The organism is Luteolibacter luteus, assembly GCF_012913485.1.
GTDB classification, from domain to species: domain Bacteria; phylum Verrucomicrobiota; class Verrucomicrobiia; order Verrucomicrobiales; family Akkermansiaceae; genus Haloferula; species Haloferula lutea.
This window is the reverse complement of sequence record NZ_CP051774.1, coordinates 1841225-1856337: the sequence shown is the minus strand read 5'-3', so window position 1 is coordinate 1856337 and position 15113 is coordinate 1841225. Positions and strand designations below refer to the sequence as shown.

The 15113-nt window shown below is 60.9% G+C and carries 16 protein-coding genes; 6 read left to right on the top strand and 10 right to left on the bottom strand.

The annotated features are described in order from the left end of the window. Positions 1 to 13: 13 nt before the first annotated feature. The 4 genes from bioD to folP all read right to left on the bottom strand — a co-directional run bounded on the left by bioD (position 14) and on the right by folP (position 2769). A complete protein-coding gene (gene bioD / locus HHL09_RS07645; RefSeq protein ID WP_169453975.1) occupies positions 14 to 646 on the bottom strand; it encodes a dethiobiotin synthase in 633 nt (210 codons plus the stop codon). A gap of 134 nt (positions 647 to 780) precedes the next feature. Continuing rightward, a complete protein-coding gene (cdaA, locus tag HHL09_RS07640) occupies positions 781 to 1623 on the bottom strand; it encodes a diadenylate cyclase CdaA (protein WP_169453974.1) in 843 nt (280 codons plus the stop codon). Between the two features lie 78 nt (positions 1624 to 1701). Next, the gene (locus HHL09_RS07635; RefSeq protein WP_169453973.1) at positions 1702 to 1920 is read right to left on the bottom strand and encodes a hypothetical protein; all 219 of its coding nucleotides are present in this window, start codon (positions 1918 to 1920) and stop codon (positions 1702 to 1704) included. Positions 1921 to 1980: 60 nt separating this feature from the next. Continuing rightward, entirely contained in the window at positions 1981 to 2769 is a 789-nt protein-coding gene (gene folP / locus HHL09_RS07630; protein ID WP_277349180.1) for a dihydropteroate synthase, read from the bottom strand. Positions 2770 to 2879: 110 nt separating this feature from the next. Here folP and HHL09_RS07625 point away from each other — a divergent pair, with 110 nt between their 5' ends. From HHL09_RS07625 to HHL09_RS07615, 3 genes are all read left to right on the top strand, one after another. Then, the gene (locus HHL09_RS07625; RefSeq protein WP_169453971.1) at positions 2880 to 3476 is read left to right on the top strand and encodes a hypothetical protein; all 597 of its coding nucleotides are present in this window, start codon (positions 2880 to 2882) and stop codon (positions 3474 to 3476) included. Between the two features lie 4 nt (positions 3477 to 3480). Continuing rightward, positions 3481 to 4767 (top strand): hypothetical protein, encoded by a 1287-nt coding sequence (locus HHL09_RS07620; protein ID WP_169453970.1) that lies wholly within the window; start codon positions 3481 to 3483, stop codon positions 4765 to 4767. A 158-nt stretch (positions 4768 to 4925) separates the two neighbouring features. After that, positions 4926 to 5315, top strand: a complete 390-nt coding sequence (locus HHL09_RS07615; protein ID WP_169453969.1) for a hypothetical protein — start codon at positions 4926 to 4928, stop codon at positions 5313 to 5315. Between the two features lie 7 nt (positions 5316 to 5322). Here HHL09_RS07615 and HHL09_RS07610 read toward each other — a convergent pair whose 3' ends face one another. Continuing rightward, a complete protein-coding gene (locus HHL09_RS07610) occupies positions 5323 to 6834 on the bottom strand; it encodes a phospholipase D family protein (RefSeq protein WP_169453968.1) in 1512 nt (503 codons plus the stop codon). 153 nt (positions 6835 to 6987) lie between these two features. Here HHL09_RS07610 and HHL09_RS07605 point away from each other — a divergent pair, with 153 nt between their 5' ends. Genes HHL09_RS07605 through HHL09_RS07595 form a run of 3 tightly spaced genes read left to right on the top strand, consistent with a single transcriptional unit; the run spans position 6988 to position 8442 of the window. Continuing rightward, a complete protein-coding gene (locus HHL09_RS07605; RefSeq protein ID WP_169453967.1) occupies positions 6988 to 7581 on the top strand; it encodes a MarC family protein in 594 nt (197 codons plus the stop codon). Beyond that, positions 7578 to 7853, top strand: coding sequence for an acylphosphatase (locus HHL09_RS07600; protein ID WP_169453966.1), 276 nt, complete (start codon positions 7578 to 7580; stop codon positions 7851 to 7853). Before HHL09_RS07605 ends, HHL09_RS07600 begins: the two co-directional genes overlap by 4 nt. Before the next feature lie 49 nt (positions 7854 to 7902). Next, positions 7903 to 8442 carry an SLOG cluster 4 domain-containing protein gene (locus HHL09_RS07595; RefSeq protein WP_205760993.1) on the top strand — a complete coding sequence of 180 codons (540 nt, stop codon included), beginning with the start codon at positions 7903 to 7905 and terminating at the stop codon, positions 8440 to 8442. Positions 8443 to 8511: 69 nt separating this feature from the next. Here HHL09_RS07595 and HHL09_RS07590 read toward each other — a convergent pair whose 3' ends face one another. From HHL09_RS07590 to HHL09_RS07570, 5 genes are all read right to left on the bottom strand, one after another. After that, positions 8512 to 10197 carry an RNA polymerase sigma factor gene (locus tag HHL09_RS07590; protein WP_169453965.1) on the bottom strand — a complete coding sequence of 562 codons (1686 nt, stop codon included), beginning with the start codon at positions 10195 to 10197 and terminating at the stop codon, positions 8512 to 8514. A gap of 395 nt (positions 10198 to 10592) precedes the next feature. Continuing rightward, positions 10593 to 11246 carry a superoxide dismutase gene (locus HHL09_RS07585; protein ID WP_169457700.1) on the bottom strand — a complete coding sequence of 218 codons (654 nt, stop codon included), beginning with the start codon at positions 11244 to 11246 and terminating at the stop codon, positions 10593 to 10595. Positions 11247 to 11523: 277 nt separating this feature from the next. Continuing rightward, positions 11524 to 12648 (bottom strand): Gfo/Idh/MocA family protein, encoded by a 1125-nt coding sequence (locus tag HHL09_RS07580; protein WP_169453964.1) that lies wholly within the window; start codon positions 12646 to 12648, stop codon positions 11524 to 11526. A 58-nt stretch (positions 12649 to 12706) separates the two neighbouring features. Further along, the gene (locus tag HHL09_RS07575) at positions 12707 to 13600 is read right to left on the bottom strand and encodes a sugar phosphate isomerase/epimerase family protein (RefSeq protein ID WP_169453963.1); all 894 of its coding nucleotides are present in this window, start codon (positions 13598 to 13600) and stop codon (positions 12707 to 12709) included. Between the two features lie 51 nt (positions 13601 to 13651). After that, a complete protein-coding gene (locus HHL09_RS07570; protein ID WP_169457699.1) occupies positions 13652 to 15100 on the bottom strand; it encodes a B12-binding domain-containing radical SAM protein in 1449 nt (482 codons plus the stop codon). Positions 15101 to 15113: the final 13 nt, after the last annotated feature.

The window sequence follows — 15113 nt, the reverse complement described above, 5'->3', positions numbered from 1 at the left end:
CCAGCTCGCTGAATCAGCGCTCCGGCAGGAAAGGATCCAAGTCTAGGAAATCCTGGCCGTGAATGATCTCCGCGAGGATCGGCACTCCGGTCAATTGCTCGATGATACCCTTGTTGGTGATGGCCGCGGTATCGAGCTCATCCACGAGTTGATTGATGATCAGTCCCGCGATCTCCAGTCCGCGCGCGCGGATGGCATCCACGGTGAGCACCGTATGGTTGAGTGCTCCCAAGCGGTTTCCCACCACCAGGATCACCGGTAATTTCAGATCCGCTGCCAAGTCCGCGATGTCGTATCCTTCCGCGATGGGTACTCGCCAACCGCCCGCACCTTCCACGATCACCATTTCGTGCTCCGCCGCGAGCCTGCGGTAGCCTTCGAGCAAAACCCCCGGATCGACCGGCCGGTTCTCGAGCATTCCCGCGACGAGCGGTGCCACGGAAGCTTTCAGCCACACCGGGTTCACGGAATCCAGCTCGAGACCGCCGGACGCATTCGCCAGGAGCACCGCATCATCCCGATCACCGGAACAGACGGGCTTGTAGCCCACGACGTCCCGGCGTTCCGCGCGAAGCGCCTCGATCAGGAGGCAAGAGAAACGGGTCTTGCCTACACCTGTATCGGTTCCAGTGACGAAATAGCTCACGCCGCAGCCGTGGCTCTCTGCTCTTCCCCGGTCAAGGAGATTACCGCTACTCCGGCAGCTCGCGCACGGGAATTGCCCGGGGCGGAGCCGTGTCGCCCGATTCGATCAGCTCCCCGCTGTCCCGCAGGTGCTGCCTAATCAGAAACCAGATCGCGGTCGCCAGAAGCAGTGACACGATCTTCGGGACCCAGTTCTTTCGGAGCGCTCGTTTCATTCTTGTCGTCGTTCGAGAGGAAGATCTGGGCCATCCGCTTGCGGAATTTCTCCTCGCCCAGATTTCTCTCCAGGATCCCCTCCATGCAAATCGAAATGGCACCCGTTTCCTCGCTGACGATCACGGCCACACAATCGGTTTCCTCTGTGACCCCGATTGCCGCCCGGTGGCGCAGGCCGATCGAGCGGTCGCTCAGTTCCTTCTGGCTGACCGGGAAAACACAGGCCGCCGTGGACATCTTTTTATTGGAGATCACCACGCCACCGTCATGGAGGGGGGTCTTCGGGAAAAAGATCGTCATGGCCAGTTCCGGGGAAAAGTCGGCACTTAGCGTGACACCGGTTTCCTCGTAGGGCTTCATCGAGATGTCCCTCTCGATGGCGAAGAGAGCCCCGATCCGCTTTTTGGACAGCGCGACCACCGAATCCTCGAAGATTTCGAGGAAGTCCAATTGGCTCTTGTTCGAGAAGGAGAAGAGCCGGCTGCTGCCGAGCTTGGCCAAGGCATTCCGGAGCTCAGGCTGGAAGATGACCGGTAGGGCGAAAACGAGCAGGATCGCCGCCCGCGTCACCAGCCAGGTGATGACCTGGAACTTGAACTGGAAGAGGATCAGGGTGACTGCCACCAGGATCACGACCAGACCGACCAGAATCCGGGCACCCCGGGTCGCCCGGAAGGCGCGGTAGATCTGGTAAATCGCGATCGATAGGATCAGGATCTCGATCCCGTTCTTCCAATTCTCCCTGACAAAATCCCACGCCATGCCGCGCCCGATATTACGCTTGCGTGAGCTGGGCTGTCATTCCCTTTTGACTTTTCCGAGGATTTCCTTTCGGCCGGATCAATAGCAGTAGGGCCCGTAGTAAGGGGCGTAGTAGTGATGATGGCTATTGTGGTGGCCGATCGCGTAGCCAGCGATGCCCGCGGCGGCGATTCCGAGGGCCGCGGCACCCGGATCCACGGTTTGCACAGGGCGTCCGTAGGCGTCGTAAGTGGTCATGCAGGAGGTCCCGGCAAAGGCGACCAGTAGGGCGGTCACTTTGAGTAAAAGCGATTTCATGGTCTTTGAGGCACTAGATTTGACGGTCGGAACGAGGGATTATTCAGAAAGAAAGGCGGATTACGAGCATACACCGTGCATGATCGCCTCCGTCATCCGCAGGGCCTCCACATTCGGCTTCACCTCGTGAACCCGGTGGATACGGGCTCCCGCGTCACGGGCCCAAGCGGTGATGGCGACCGTTGGCCAAGCCCGGTCTGCCAGATCCATGCTCCCGAGTGTTTTTCCGATGAAGGATTTTCTCGAGACTCCCAGCAGCACCGGGCGTCCTCCGACCGACAATAGCGGCAGGGCACGTAGTAGCGCCAGATTGTGCTCCACCGTTTTTCCGAACCCGATCCCCGGGTCGAGACAGATGCATTCCGGATCAATTCCCGCGCTGGCGAGGGTCGAGATCCGCTCCTCGAAAAACGTGATAACCTCGGCCACCACGTCGCCATAGCTTGGGGCGAGTTGCATGGTCCGGGGATCGCCCTGCATGTGCATCACCACCACTCCGCAACCGGTTCGGGCACAGAGGGGGGACATTTCCGGGTCTGCGGTAAGCCCGCTGACGTCGTTGACGATATCTGCCCCGGCCTCCAAGGCCGCAGCGGCCACCGCAGCCTTCGAAGTATCGATGGAAATGCTGCCCTGCCACTCCTTCCGAAGCGCCTCGATCACCGGTCGGGTGCGGGCAATTTCTTCTTTCGCAGTGACTTCGGGTGCTCCGGGGCGGGTGGATTCGCCGCCGATGTCGATGATCTGCGCCCCCTCGGCAATCATCCTGCGGGCGTGCTCCAGCGCGGCGCAACCTTCGTGTTTTCCCCCGTCCGAAAAAGAGTCTGGAGTCACATTAAGGATTCCCATAATGCGTCCGTTCCGGCTGAGGTCGGTCCGGCCAAGCGTCGTTTTCCACCACATCGCGGGTGGGAAATGGCCTCTTGCCGCCTTTGGAGCCAAGCCCTAATCTCCGCGCCATGAATTTGAAGTCCTACCTTTTTGTCGCCGCACTGGTCTGCGGAGCGGCCGCTTATGGCCAAGTCCCGGGACTTGAGGTCAAAGGTCCCTACTCGAGCTTGAAGCGCAATAAGGACGGCTCCTATGAGGAATTCACCCGGACTCCGGGTGTGCCGACGATTCAAAAGGAGCTCAAGGACGCCAGCGGTGTGGTGCGCACCAAGACCGTTTACCGCCTCAGCCCGCAGGGAAATCCGCTGACTTGCGACATTTTCGATGGGAAGGGAAATCGCCTTTTCAAGACCCGCTACGGCTACGACAAGCGTCCTGGCAGCCCCACTTTCAGCCTTTTGCTGGAGGAGGAGATGTTCGATGCCCGCGTGAAGCGCAAGGATCCGCGAACCGGTCAGGAAATGCCGGTGCGGAAGTTCATCTACAGCTACGATGCCCAGGGGAACCGGAACGCGCCGGTGGCCTTTACCCTGATCCCGGGCAAATATGCCAAGGAAGTCTTCGGTCCTTCTGCCTTGGAGTTCGACCCTTTCGAGGGTGCCACGTTGCCGAAGGGCGAACGTGCCGTGAATCCGAGTGCGAAGCGGGTGGGTACCCCCAAGTGAGCCCATGCGTCCGGAGAAGGTTCTCCCTTGGCTGCTCGGTGGTGCCATTGGCGCAGCCGGCTTGATCCAAGGCATGCATTGGCGCGCGTCGGCTCCCCGGGCAGGTGGCGAGGATGCCGAAGGCAAGATCGTTGCTCTCGAAAACGAGATCGAGATGCTGCGCCGGGAAAACGAGAGCCTCCGCTCGCTCGCTCAAGGCGGCGGAGAACTTCACGTGGACCCGGCGACGATCAGCTTTGTTGAGGAAGCGCTCCAGATGAATTTCCAGAGCAACCCGAAGGTCCATAAGATCGCGGGTGAAGAGCTTCGCGACCGGATCATCGCCTCGATTGAGGCGCGATATGGGCCTCACGGCCTTGATTCCCGGCAGCAAGCTTGGGTGATGATGGGATTGCTGAATTCCGACGACCGTTTCGCCGCGCAGCTCGCTGCCACGAAGTCGGTCGGTGCTCGCTCCTGGTTCGATGAACTGACCGGAGAGGGCTGGGTAACGGATCGCTTCGATGAGAAGTCGGTGCCCGATCAAGCAGCCCTGATCCGCGCCTTGGGCCGCATCCTGATTCATCAGAACAATCCGCCGCCGCCCGGATGGCCGGGAGATGAGGCTGCGATCGCGCGGGAAGCTCTGAACCATGGTGCCGCGATGGCGGTCGAGAATCGCTTTCTTGCCCGCCAGGCCTTGGCCAACGGCTTCACCGGGGCGCAGGAGAATGCCGACGCCCGCGAATTGATGGCGAACCTGCCTGCTTATGTACGGGGGATCGCGACCTTTCCCGCCGTGCTCGGCCTGCCCCGGGCGGAGCGACTGATGGATCAGGAGGAGCTCCTGTCCTTCCTCCACAAGCCTCCGACGATCAGCGCCGATCTCTTTCCGGAGCACGAGGGTATGGTTGCCAAGGCGCCGGAGCCTCCCGCGACCCCCGGCAATGTACTCTTGGAAGAATCCGCCGGCATGCTCGGCCTGAGTCTCTGGATGGAACCGCTGGGGGAGGAGTTCCCGAAGCTGGCAGGAAACTGGGTGGGTGACCGCTACCGTCTCCACGCCACTAGCGATGCAGATGTCCATTTGCTTTGGGATATCCGCTTCGAGTCCGAGGCGGGTGCGGATGAGTTCATCAAGGCAGCCTGCTCCATGACCTCGGCCTTGGCTGGCAGCGAGAAGGATCCTGCGCCAGGTGAGATCGTGGCTACGCCGGAGAACCGCTTCGTGGGAGTCGTGAAAGTCGCGCCGGATGTGGTACGATTCATCAATGCTTCATCAAGGGATCACGCGACACTTTTAACGAAGTAGCCATGGGTGGAAGCACGGCGGGATTCAGGAGACAAAAGCCGTCATTGTTCCGAGAGAGCCCGCCGCTAGACCCATTACCCTTGGTGCGAGTGAATCCCGAGCCGCCCTTCATTGAACCGCCGCCTCTGCCGCAACAACGGCAGCCGTTGCCTCCCCCGGTGCCCGGTCGCAAGCGCGGACCGGCCCGCTCGATCTGGTTGTTCCTTCTGCTGGCCCTGGTCCTCCTTTATGGCGGCCCTCTGAGGACGGAAGTGAACTTTGTCGATGATCTCGGCCGCTTGCCGCCGGACTTTGAGGTGACATTGCGCTCGGGCGGGTCGGAGCAGAAGGTGATCGTTTCGGAAGGACACCTGAATTTGTTCCGCTACCGCTGGCAGGAGCTGGATGTGAGCGATCTCAATTATCTCCGCTCGATTCATCCGCTGCGAGGCCGGGAGATGAACGTGACCATCGAGCGGAACTCCATCCGGAGGCTCAAGGATGCCGCTTCCGGATTGCCCTCCGTTCCGCAAAGGGGAGATCCCGATCCCAAGGGCGAACGGCGGTAATACTTGGTTAGAGCTGCCCCTCGATGGGGAGCAAGCCCAGAAAACGCACGGTCAAGCGCTGCCATGCCGTGGTCCGTGGATCGTGGAAGAAACGCACTTCTTTCCCGTTCTCGTTTGAGATCCAGATGATCCTCTCGCCTTCCAAGGCCAGACGGTAGGCGTTTTGATCCAGTTCCTTGAGCACGATATTGGTGAAGCTGGCAGCCAGTTCGGGGGACTCGAGAAGGATCCCGATCTCGGTATTCAAACGGATAGACCGCGGGTCGAGATTCATCGATCCCACGAACATCCTGCTTCGGTCGAAGGTGAAAGTCTTCGCGTGCAGGCTGGCATCGCTGCTGGGACTACTGCCGCCGAAATGATGCGGTGCATTCCGTTCCCAAGTGCCGGATGGCTTGTTTTCGTAAAGTTCCACTCCAGCGCGCAGCATCGGTTTGCGGTATTTCTTATAGGCCGAATGCACGGCCGCCACGTCGGTGGAGGCGAGGGAGTTGGTGAGGATCACCACCCTCACACCACGACTGCGGAGGCGGACGAGTTCCGCGACGCCTGCCTTTCCCGGAACGAAATAAGGAGAAACGATCAGCATCTCCCTCCGGGTCACACCCGTGAGCTCGCGCAGTTTCGGGGCCAGGTGGGTTTCAGTGGCATGCGCGCTGGCTCGGACTTTGGCGGGATCATCTGCCACGACGGTTGCCCGGCCAGGGAAGAAGCGCACTTCACCACGTCGGAGCTTGCGGGTGAAGTTCTTGCCGGAATCCGCCTTGGGAAGAGCAGCAAGGAGCGCCGCTTGATGCTCTGGCTTGGCGACTCTCCGAGTGAGGGTGGCGATGTCGATGGAAGAGGAGGAATTCCAGTATTCGTCGAAGGATGCGGAAACCTCACGGACGACGGGACCTATGGCGGCCACGTCGAAATCGGCGAAGTTCGTCTGACCGTGTGCGTCGAAGTATTCGTCTCCGATATTGCGGCCGCCGATGATCGCGATCCGGTTGTCAGCGACGAATGCTTTGTTGTGCATCCGCCGGTTCACCCGTCCGAAGTCGAAGACGGTGCCTAGCAAACGCGCGGAACGGCTTGCGATGGGATTGAAAAGGCGCACTTCGACGCCTGGATGGCTATCGATCGCCAGCAGAATGTTGTCATCGGCGGAGGTGCCGAGATCATCGATGAGGATACGAACGCGCACGCCACGCGCCGCGGCAGCCTTGAGGCTGGCGAGGACCTTTCGGCCGGAGTCGTCATTGCGCCAGATGTAATACTGCACATCCAGCGTCTGTTCCGCCACTCCGGCAAGACCAAGTCGCGCGTCGAGGGCGTCGCTCCCTTTCCCGAGCGGGTGAAACCCGGAGCTGCGAGGGTGGGCAGCCGCGAAGGACACTGCCACCCGATCGAGTTCCGTTCCCGCCCTTGCGGGGATCGCGTGGGACCTCGCCCGGCCTTCGGTTTTCGGCAAGCCGGTGCAGGCGCCGAGAAGCACCGTGGCGGCAAGGACGATGAGGCGAATAGAGGACGTCATTTGCTAACTGACGGAGGTTCAGGTGAGGAAGGCATATCATCATCCGCAAGAAGATACCGGCAATCTTGAAGCCGATTTCCCAATGCTTCGACCGTGGTAAAGGTCCGGGCTAGCCAAAGGATCCCGGCACAGCTGAAATGCGGGTGGCGTCCCATGAATCTCCTGCCGCTGGCCGTAACCCTTTTTCTGGTTCTCGATCCTTTCGGGAACGCGGCGATTTTCCATGCGGTACTTTCCAAGGTTCCGGAGCACCGGCGACGGCCGGTGCTGATCCGGGAGTTGCTCTTTGCCTTGCTGATCCTGCTGGGCTTCCTGTTGGCGGGGAAGCATCTGTTGGGCTTTCTTGGGGTGAGGCCGGAGGCTCTCAGTATTTCGGGTGGGATCCTGCTTTTCCTGATCGCGCTGGGCATGGTGTTTCCCGCTCGTTCGGTGCTGGGCGAGACGGGGGATGAGGAGCCCTTCATCGTGCCGCTGGCGGTGCCGATGATGGCAGGGCCCTCGAGCATCGCGCTGATTTTGTTGACTGCCTCGAAGTACCCCGGGGAGATCGGGGCGATTGCGCTTGCGGTGACCGGTGCCTGGCTGGCCTCGGCGGTGATCCTTTTGCTATCTCCGGCGCTCCTGCGGCTCGTGGGATCGAAAGGGACGCGGGCTCTCGAGCGGCTGATGGGCCTGTTGCTGATCCTGGTAGCGGTTCAAATGTTCCTTGATGGGGTATCGAACTACAGCGCATCATCAACCCCGTGATTGCCCGCCGTGTTATCTTCGAAGGCCGAGTCCAAGGCGTTGGATTCCGCTATACCACGAAAGACCTTTCAAAAGGTTTCGAGGTTTGCGGAACGGTGAAGAATCTGCCGGATGGCACCGTGGAGCTTGAAGTGATGGGCGAACGCGAAGAGGTGGAGGCCTTTCTCAAGGAGATCGCCGAGGAGTCTCCGCTTTCCCACAACATCAAGAGCATGCACGTGAAGAACATCCCGCCGCTTGAAGGGGTGAAGGGGTTCACGATCGAGCGTTGAGACAATGCTCCATTCGTAGCATATACGGGAGCCTCCTCATCAGGTGAGGATGAGTTCTCGAACTATGACTATTTCCAACGAAGCGAAACCGCGCCGTCCTCAGGTTTGTGTCCTTGGTAGTGCCGAGCCGGGGTCGAAGGCTTATGATTTGGCTGCGGCTGCGGGTGAATTGTTCGCGAAGCTCGGGATTACCTTGGTGAGCGGTTGTGGGAGTCCGGCGACGCGGGTGGCTGCGGAGCGAGCCCTCGCGGCAGGCGGTACCGTGGTGAGCATCATTCCCTCGGACGATATCAACACGGAGAACTGGCCCTGCACGGTGCTGATTCCTTGTGGCATGGGCGATGCGCGCAATCTCCTGATGGCCTTGGCGGGAGATGCCTGCCTGGTGATCGGCGGCCGTGCCGGGACCATCTCCGAAGTGTGCCTGGCATGGCTTCATCATCGGCCCCTGCTACCCTTGGAAGGCTGCGGGGGGTGGTCGGACCAGTTGGAGAAGAATCCCCCGGACGAGCGAAAGAACTCGCCGATCCTGCCTTGGAGTTCGGTCGAGAGCTTGGAGGAAAGATTGAGGTCCTTGGGACTGGTCTAACCTCGGTTCCCGGACCCTTTTCCCGAGGGTGGCAGCCGTGCCGCCCTCGGGTCTTGGTGCCGCTAGCTATTATTCGCCCTGTGGCTGTTGTGTCTCAGCAGCGCGCTGGGCTTCGCGGGCCTTGCGCTGTTGCTCCATGATGGGGCCCAGATCCTGCAGGCCGCCCATGCCTTCCATCATGCTCTTCATGCCGGCGGTCAGCTTCTTGGCGGAGGTGACGGTCTGGTCCATCTTCTCGAGTTCCATCGAGGGCAGGGCATTCATGGTGCGGTCATCTTCCGCTTTAGCCGCTTGTTCGGTGGCCGCGTTGCCAAAGGTCTCGGCCTGTTCGGGCTCAAGGATCGCCGACAACTCGCTGCGGAAGGTTTCATCCTTCATCGGCTGGCCGCCGCGGAAGTTCTCGCGATCGAGGGGATTGATGGTCCCTTTCAAGTTCTCCGCGTTGGATTTCTGAAGCTCGTCGTATTCCTCCTGGGTCATGGCACCCCGGGAATGGGCATCGCTGGCCAGCATCAGTTGCATGATGGCGGTAGGGTCTTTCTTGAGCTTCTCGATGGTCTCCTTCGATTTCACGATCTCGCGTTTCTGATACTCACGGTAGATCGCGCCGGCCTTCTCCTGCTGTTCGTCGCTGAGCTTGAGGTTATCCACGAGGTCTCCGCCGAGGCTCATCCGCAACCCGTTGCGGGGACCGCCAAAGGCATTGCCCGCCTCACCGGAGGTGACCATTTCGCCCATGGCGACGGCATCTTCCAGAAGGCTGATCAGGTTGTTCGCGACGTGCTTGGAGAGGTTGGTACGAGCGTCGCCGTACTTCGCGATGAATTCCGGATTCTCCGCTGGATCGCGAGGCTTGCTGCGTGCTGCGCGCTCCGCTGCAGGATCTGCCGCTGAGTGTCCCGCAGGCGGGGCGGGAGCCGAGGGCTTCTGGGCGGCGGCGGAATCGGTTCCAGCCTTGGCCGGATCATCCTGGCGGCTGATGAAGGTGACGGCAGCGGCGCCTGCGAGTAGCACGGCGACTCCGGCGGCAATGGTGGCTTTCTTGGTCATGATGATGATTCCAATGGTAGTGAGTGTGCTGGCTGTGCTGCCGGTGGCAGCGGCGATGGCCTTCGAGGCGAGAACCGAACTGGAGGGGATGGCCGCCTGCGAATCCGCGCCGAAACCGGCGATCATGATCGCTCCCAAGGAGCTGCCGACCTGGCAGCCGCGGCGAGCAAGCTGGTGGCGCAGGCGCTCGGTCGCGCGATCAAGCCGTTTCTGCGCGGCGTCAGTGGCGATCCCTAGTGCCGCGGCGATCTCGCGGACACTGAGGGAGCGATAGAAGCGCAGCAGCAAGGCCTCGCGGTCCTTGGAGGAAAGCGCGGCGAGTGCTTCATCGAGCACGGGTTGCATGCGTCGCCAGGCATCGGCGGTCGGGCCGTGGGAATCGGTTTCCATATGCGTGCGCAGAAGTTCGCGTTTGCGGTGTTCGCGGAGCCGCTGGCGGAGGAGGTTCTTCGCCTGCATGACGGCGGTGAGGTGCAGCCACCCCGCGAGGGAGCTGCGGGAAGCGAGAGATCGCGCCTTCCGGGCGAGGGTGATGAAAGTCAGTTGGGAGGCCTCGGCCGCGAGCGAGTCGTCGCCCGTGGTTCGTAGTCCTGCCTGATGCACCAGGCCTGCATAGCGCGCCACCAAGGCGTGGAAGGCCGCCTCGTGGCGGTTCCGCAGCCAATCGGCGAGGAGCTCAGCGTCGGATGGACCGTTTTCCGGCATGTTCTGGGATCATCTGTCCGTGCGGGGACGGAAACGGACAAAAAATTTCGGTCATTTTCTGAGGTCCTGTCACCCGGGGCGGTGGTCGGGTGGTGGGGACCTCTGTTTTTCCCGCCTGATCTCCCTGTTAAAAAATGGAAATTCTGCAGGCCACGACCAATCGAGAGGACCTGGCAGTTGAAACCGTCTTCGGCGACGCGGCAGTGGAGACGAAGACGCGAAAAATGTGTGACTGGCGTATTATCGGTCATCTTGGTATCGGTCATCTTGGCGGCAAACTTCGCACAAGAGGATCAAGGCCTTCTACTGCCGCGGAAGCGGGGTTTCGGGAAAAGAAAAAGCCCTGCCAGGCAGATGCCGGCAGGGCTTTTCCGAAAGAAGGAATGACCGGTGTTTCAGGCCTTGGAGAAGCGCTCGTTGACGTTCTTCCAGTTCACCACGTTCCACCAGGCGGTGATGTAGTCCGGGCGGCGGTTCTGGTAGTTCAGGTAGTAGGCGTGTTCCCAGACGTCGAGGCCGAGGATCGGGGTGCCGAGATCGGAATCCGGGACGATGCCCTTCATCAGCGGGTTGTCCTGATTGGCGGTGCTCACAACCTTCAGCTTCTTGTTCTGCACGATCAGCCATGCCCAGCCCGAGCCGAAGCGCTTGGTCGCCGCTTCGCTGAAGGCTTTCTTGAAGGCGTCGGTGGATTCGAAGGCGGCCTTGATCGCGGCGAGGAGATCATCGGAAGGAGCACCACCACTGCCGGCCGGAGCCATCATTTCCCAGAAGGCGGCGTGGTTCCAATGGCCGCCGGCGTTATTGCGAAGCGTCGTGCGCAGTGCCTCGTCCTTGATGGCGGGGAGATCGGTGACGATTTCTTCCAAAGACTTGCCCTTCAAGGAAGCATTCGCGGCCACCGCGGCATTGAGATTGGTGATGTAGGTGGCGTGGTGCTTTCCGTGGTGAATCTCCATGGTCTTCGCGTCAATGTTTGGCGCGAGCGCATCCGGCTTGTAGGGGAGCTCTGGCAGGGTGAACGCGGCGGGAGCCTTGTCCTGGCCCATGGCGGCAGGAACGGCGGCCACAGCCCCGGCGGCGAGAGAGAGCTTCACGAAAGTGCGGCGGTCGTAGTTCGGCGTATTCATGGTAAGCGGGACGATAGACAGGTCCGCCGAAGGCACAAATGGAAAGCTGTTGGAGGCAGGTGTCTTGTTATTCCCGAAAAATAGATGGAAATGTCCCTTTTGTTCTGTTGGGCGCCTAGGAAACTGTAGCGAAAAGGAAAAGGCACCCCGTTTCCGGAGTGCCCTTCCTTGATGCGAATCTAGCCTGGAAAGTGCGTTAGCTGAGCGTCCATTCCGGCAGGCGGACGATCTCGCCACCCTTGAGGGCGGACTCGTGGGCGAGGATGCCGGTGCAGGTGATGTTCGCGCTCTGCACGGCATTCGGATAAGAATCCTGGCCGGTCTGGAGCATCTTCACGAACTGGTGGACGAGATGCGGGTGGCTGCCGCCGTGGCCTGCGCCCTGGGTGAAGGAGAGGTGCTCCTCACCAGTCTCGCCGCCGTAGACGCCGCCCTTCGTGAAGAGCTGGATTTCTTCCGGCAGGTAATGGGCGAAGTCAGGGCACTCGACTTCCTCGGGGATTTCCGGTTCGGGCTTCTTGGCGGTGTGGATAACAAGTGGGTCGTGCTCGATGAGCGGCCACTCGACGGACTTCTTGGAGCCGTAGACTTCGAAGGACTCGCGGTACTGGCGGGCGACGTCGAAGAGCGAGCGGACAACCTGCGCGGACAGATCGCTGTCCTTGAACTTGATGTGGCAGGTCTCAATTGCGAAGGGTGATCCGTAGCAGGCGTGCATCTCTTCCGCGATGGTGCCGGAGCCGAAGCAGGAGACGTATTCCGCCTGGCTGCCCATCAGGCCGAGGATCGGGCCCACGCAGTGGGTGGCGTAATACATCGGCGGCAGGCCGGGCCAGTAGCCGGGCCATCCTTCCATGTCCTGCTGGTGAGTGGCACGGAGGAACTGGACCTTGCCGAGTTCGCCCTTCTCATAGAGTTCCTTCATGAAGAGGAACTCGCGGGCATATACCACGGTCTCCATCATCATGTACTTCAGGCCGGTCTCCTTGCAGAGATCGATGATCTGCTTGCATTCATCGAGGCTGGTGGCCATCGGCACGGTGCAGGCCACGTGCTTGCCGGCTTTCAGGGCCTTGATCGACTGCTGGCCGTGGTCCGGGATCGGGGAGTTGATGTGGACGGCGTGAACTTCGGGATCCGCGAGGAGGTCGTCGTAGGAGGTGTAGCGCTTGGCGATGCCGTATTTGTCACCGACCTCGTCCAGCTTGGACTGGGTGCGTTGGCAAATGGCGTACATGTTTACACCCTTCAGGCGCTGGTAAATGGGAATGAATTCGGCTCCGAAGCCGAGGCCTACGATGGCGATGTTGATGTCACTCATGGGTTCGAGAAAGCGGATCTAAAATATAGGGCAGAGGGATCGCGGATGGAAAGACCGATCAATGGGCACCGGCCAGCGCTTGGATTTTCGCGGGAGCGGGTTGGTCGAAGAGATCGCGGAGGAAAGCGAGGCCGCGGGCGGCGAATTCGTCCTGGGTGGCAGTGAAGCGCTTCCAGATGCAGACGGCGCCGGCGAGATCGCGGTTGTCCGGGGTAAAGGATTCGATGACCACGGCACCCTTGTAGCCGATGTGGCTCAGGGCATCGCGGAAGTCCTGCCACGGGGTCAGGCCGGTGCCGGTCACGCCGCGGTGGTTTTCACTCACCTGCACGTGGATGAGATCATCTCCGGCGTGGCGGATGGCAGCACCGATGTCGGCCTCCTCGATCGTCATGTGGAAAGTGTCGATCATGGCCTTGGCAGACGGATGGTCGATGGAGCGGACGAGGCGGATGGTGTCGGCGGTGGTGTTGACCAGATCGCTCTCGAAGCGGTTGATCGCCTCGAGGGCCAGCTTCAGGCCGCGGTTTCCGGCTTCTTCGGCTACGGTGCGGAGTTCGGTGGCGGCGAGGTCCCATTCGCGCTTCCGATCTTCCGGGGAGAGTTGGCGGGCCTTGCCGACCTGAGCGTACATCGGGCCGGCAATGAAGGGCACGCCGAGTCCTTCAGCGAGGTCCATCAGCCTGGAAAGGTAGGCGCGGGTATTCGCGCGCACCGAGGCGTCCGGATTGGTAAGATCCCGGCCGGGGCCGAAGGCACCGCAGAGGTAGGGGGTGAGTCCCGTCTCCTCCAGGATTGGACGGATCTTGGCGGGGTCGACAAGATCGGGATCTTCGATCGGCAGTTCGACGGCGTCGAATCCGAGACGGGAAATGCTGCGCAGCAACTCACCCTGGTCCGAAGAAAAGGGGGAGGTCCACAGCCAGGTGCTGGCTCCAAAGGTCACGCTCATGATTTGCCTCAACCCTAGTCCAGCATGGCGGAGAGGCTATGATGAATCGGGTTAAGGCGTGTATGTTTCCCCATCAAGTGTGACATAAGGAGACGGAACTTCAGAAACCGCGTCCCTGGTCCGGCTTTGCCTTCCCACCCGGCCCAAACCATCCAGAACGGCCTCCAGGAATGGCAATCCGCGAGCGACCCGTTTTGCCCTAATCAACAGATGCCAAAGGGGTTCACACTTTTTCCATCCCGCAGCGTAGGCAAAATGGCGCAGGCTTCCGCTCAGTTCTTCGTGCGCGGTAGCGCCGCTGAAAATGTTCCGCCAAGTGTAGAATTCGCGATACGCCCTCCAGTATCCTTCTTCCAATTGGTCTGGCGTGAGCCGTGCCGGACGGAAGACGGTATGGCGGGTGTCGTAGAGATCCCAATCCCGGTGGAGCAGACGACCTTCCTGTTCGATTCTCTGGAAAAGTCCTGTGGAGGGGTAGGGGGTCATCACATGAAAGGTCGCGGTTTCAATGCCTTGCGAGACGGCCCATTCCACGGTGCGGCTGAAGACATCCGGGCCGTCCCCGTCCATGCCGAAGACAAAGGAGCCATTTACCATCACTCCTTGGGAGTGGAGACGTTGGATGCAGGCGGCATAGTCACGGCCGAGGTTTTGCACCTTGCGATGCTCGCGCAGGTTTCGCTCGTCCAGATTTTCGAATCCTACGAAGAGCGAGCGCAGTCCGGCGTCTGCTGCCTTTTCCAGCAGTCCGGGTTTCAACACGGAGTTCACGGTTGCGGCACTTTGCCAAAGTCGGCCCATGCCCTTCATGCCGTCGAAGAGCATGGTGGCGAAGCGCCGGTCGCCGAAGAGGTGATCGTCCAGGAAATAGAGATGCCGTCCGGGCAGGCGCTCGATCTCGGCCAAAGCTTCATCGACCTTCTGGACGTAGTAGGAATTTCCGCCCTCGAAGAAGGCTTCCTTGTAGCAAAAATCGCAGCGATGGGGACAGCCCCGGGAAACCACGATCGAGTTCGGGACCAGATAGAGCTTCCGCTTGATGAGATCGCGGCGGATCGGCGGGATGCCGTGGATGCTGCGTTTCGCCGGGGCGACGTAGCGATCCCGCGCACGGCCTGCGCGGAAGTCGGCGAGGAATTCCGGCCAGGTGTCCTCGCCGGGTCCCAGGAATATGGTGTCAGCATGGGCGGCTGCTTCCTCCGGCAACGATGTGACGTGCAATCCGCCGAGGCAGACGTGTGCGCCGCGCTTCCGGTAGTGATCGGCGTGGCGATAGGCGCGCGAGGCATTGGTGATGTAGACTTGGATGACCACGAGTTCCGGGTCGTCGTCCAAGCTCAGCGTTTCGACGTGCTCGTCCTGCAGGTCGATCTCGTCGTCCGGAGCCAGATAGGCCGCGAGGGTGGCGAGACCGAGTGGAGGAAAGAGGGAATACTTGATCGGCCGGAAGAGCGGGCTCTTCGCTTCGGTCAAGGCCGGAAGGATCATCTTCACTCGCATGGGCATCACATCG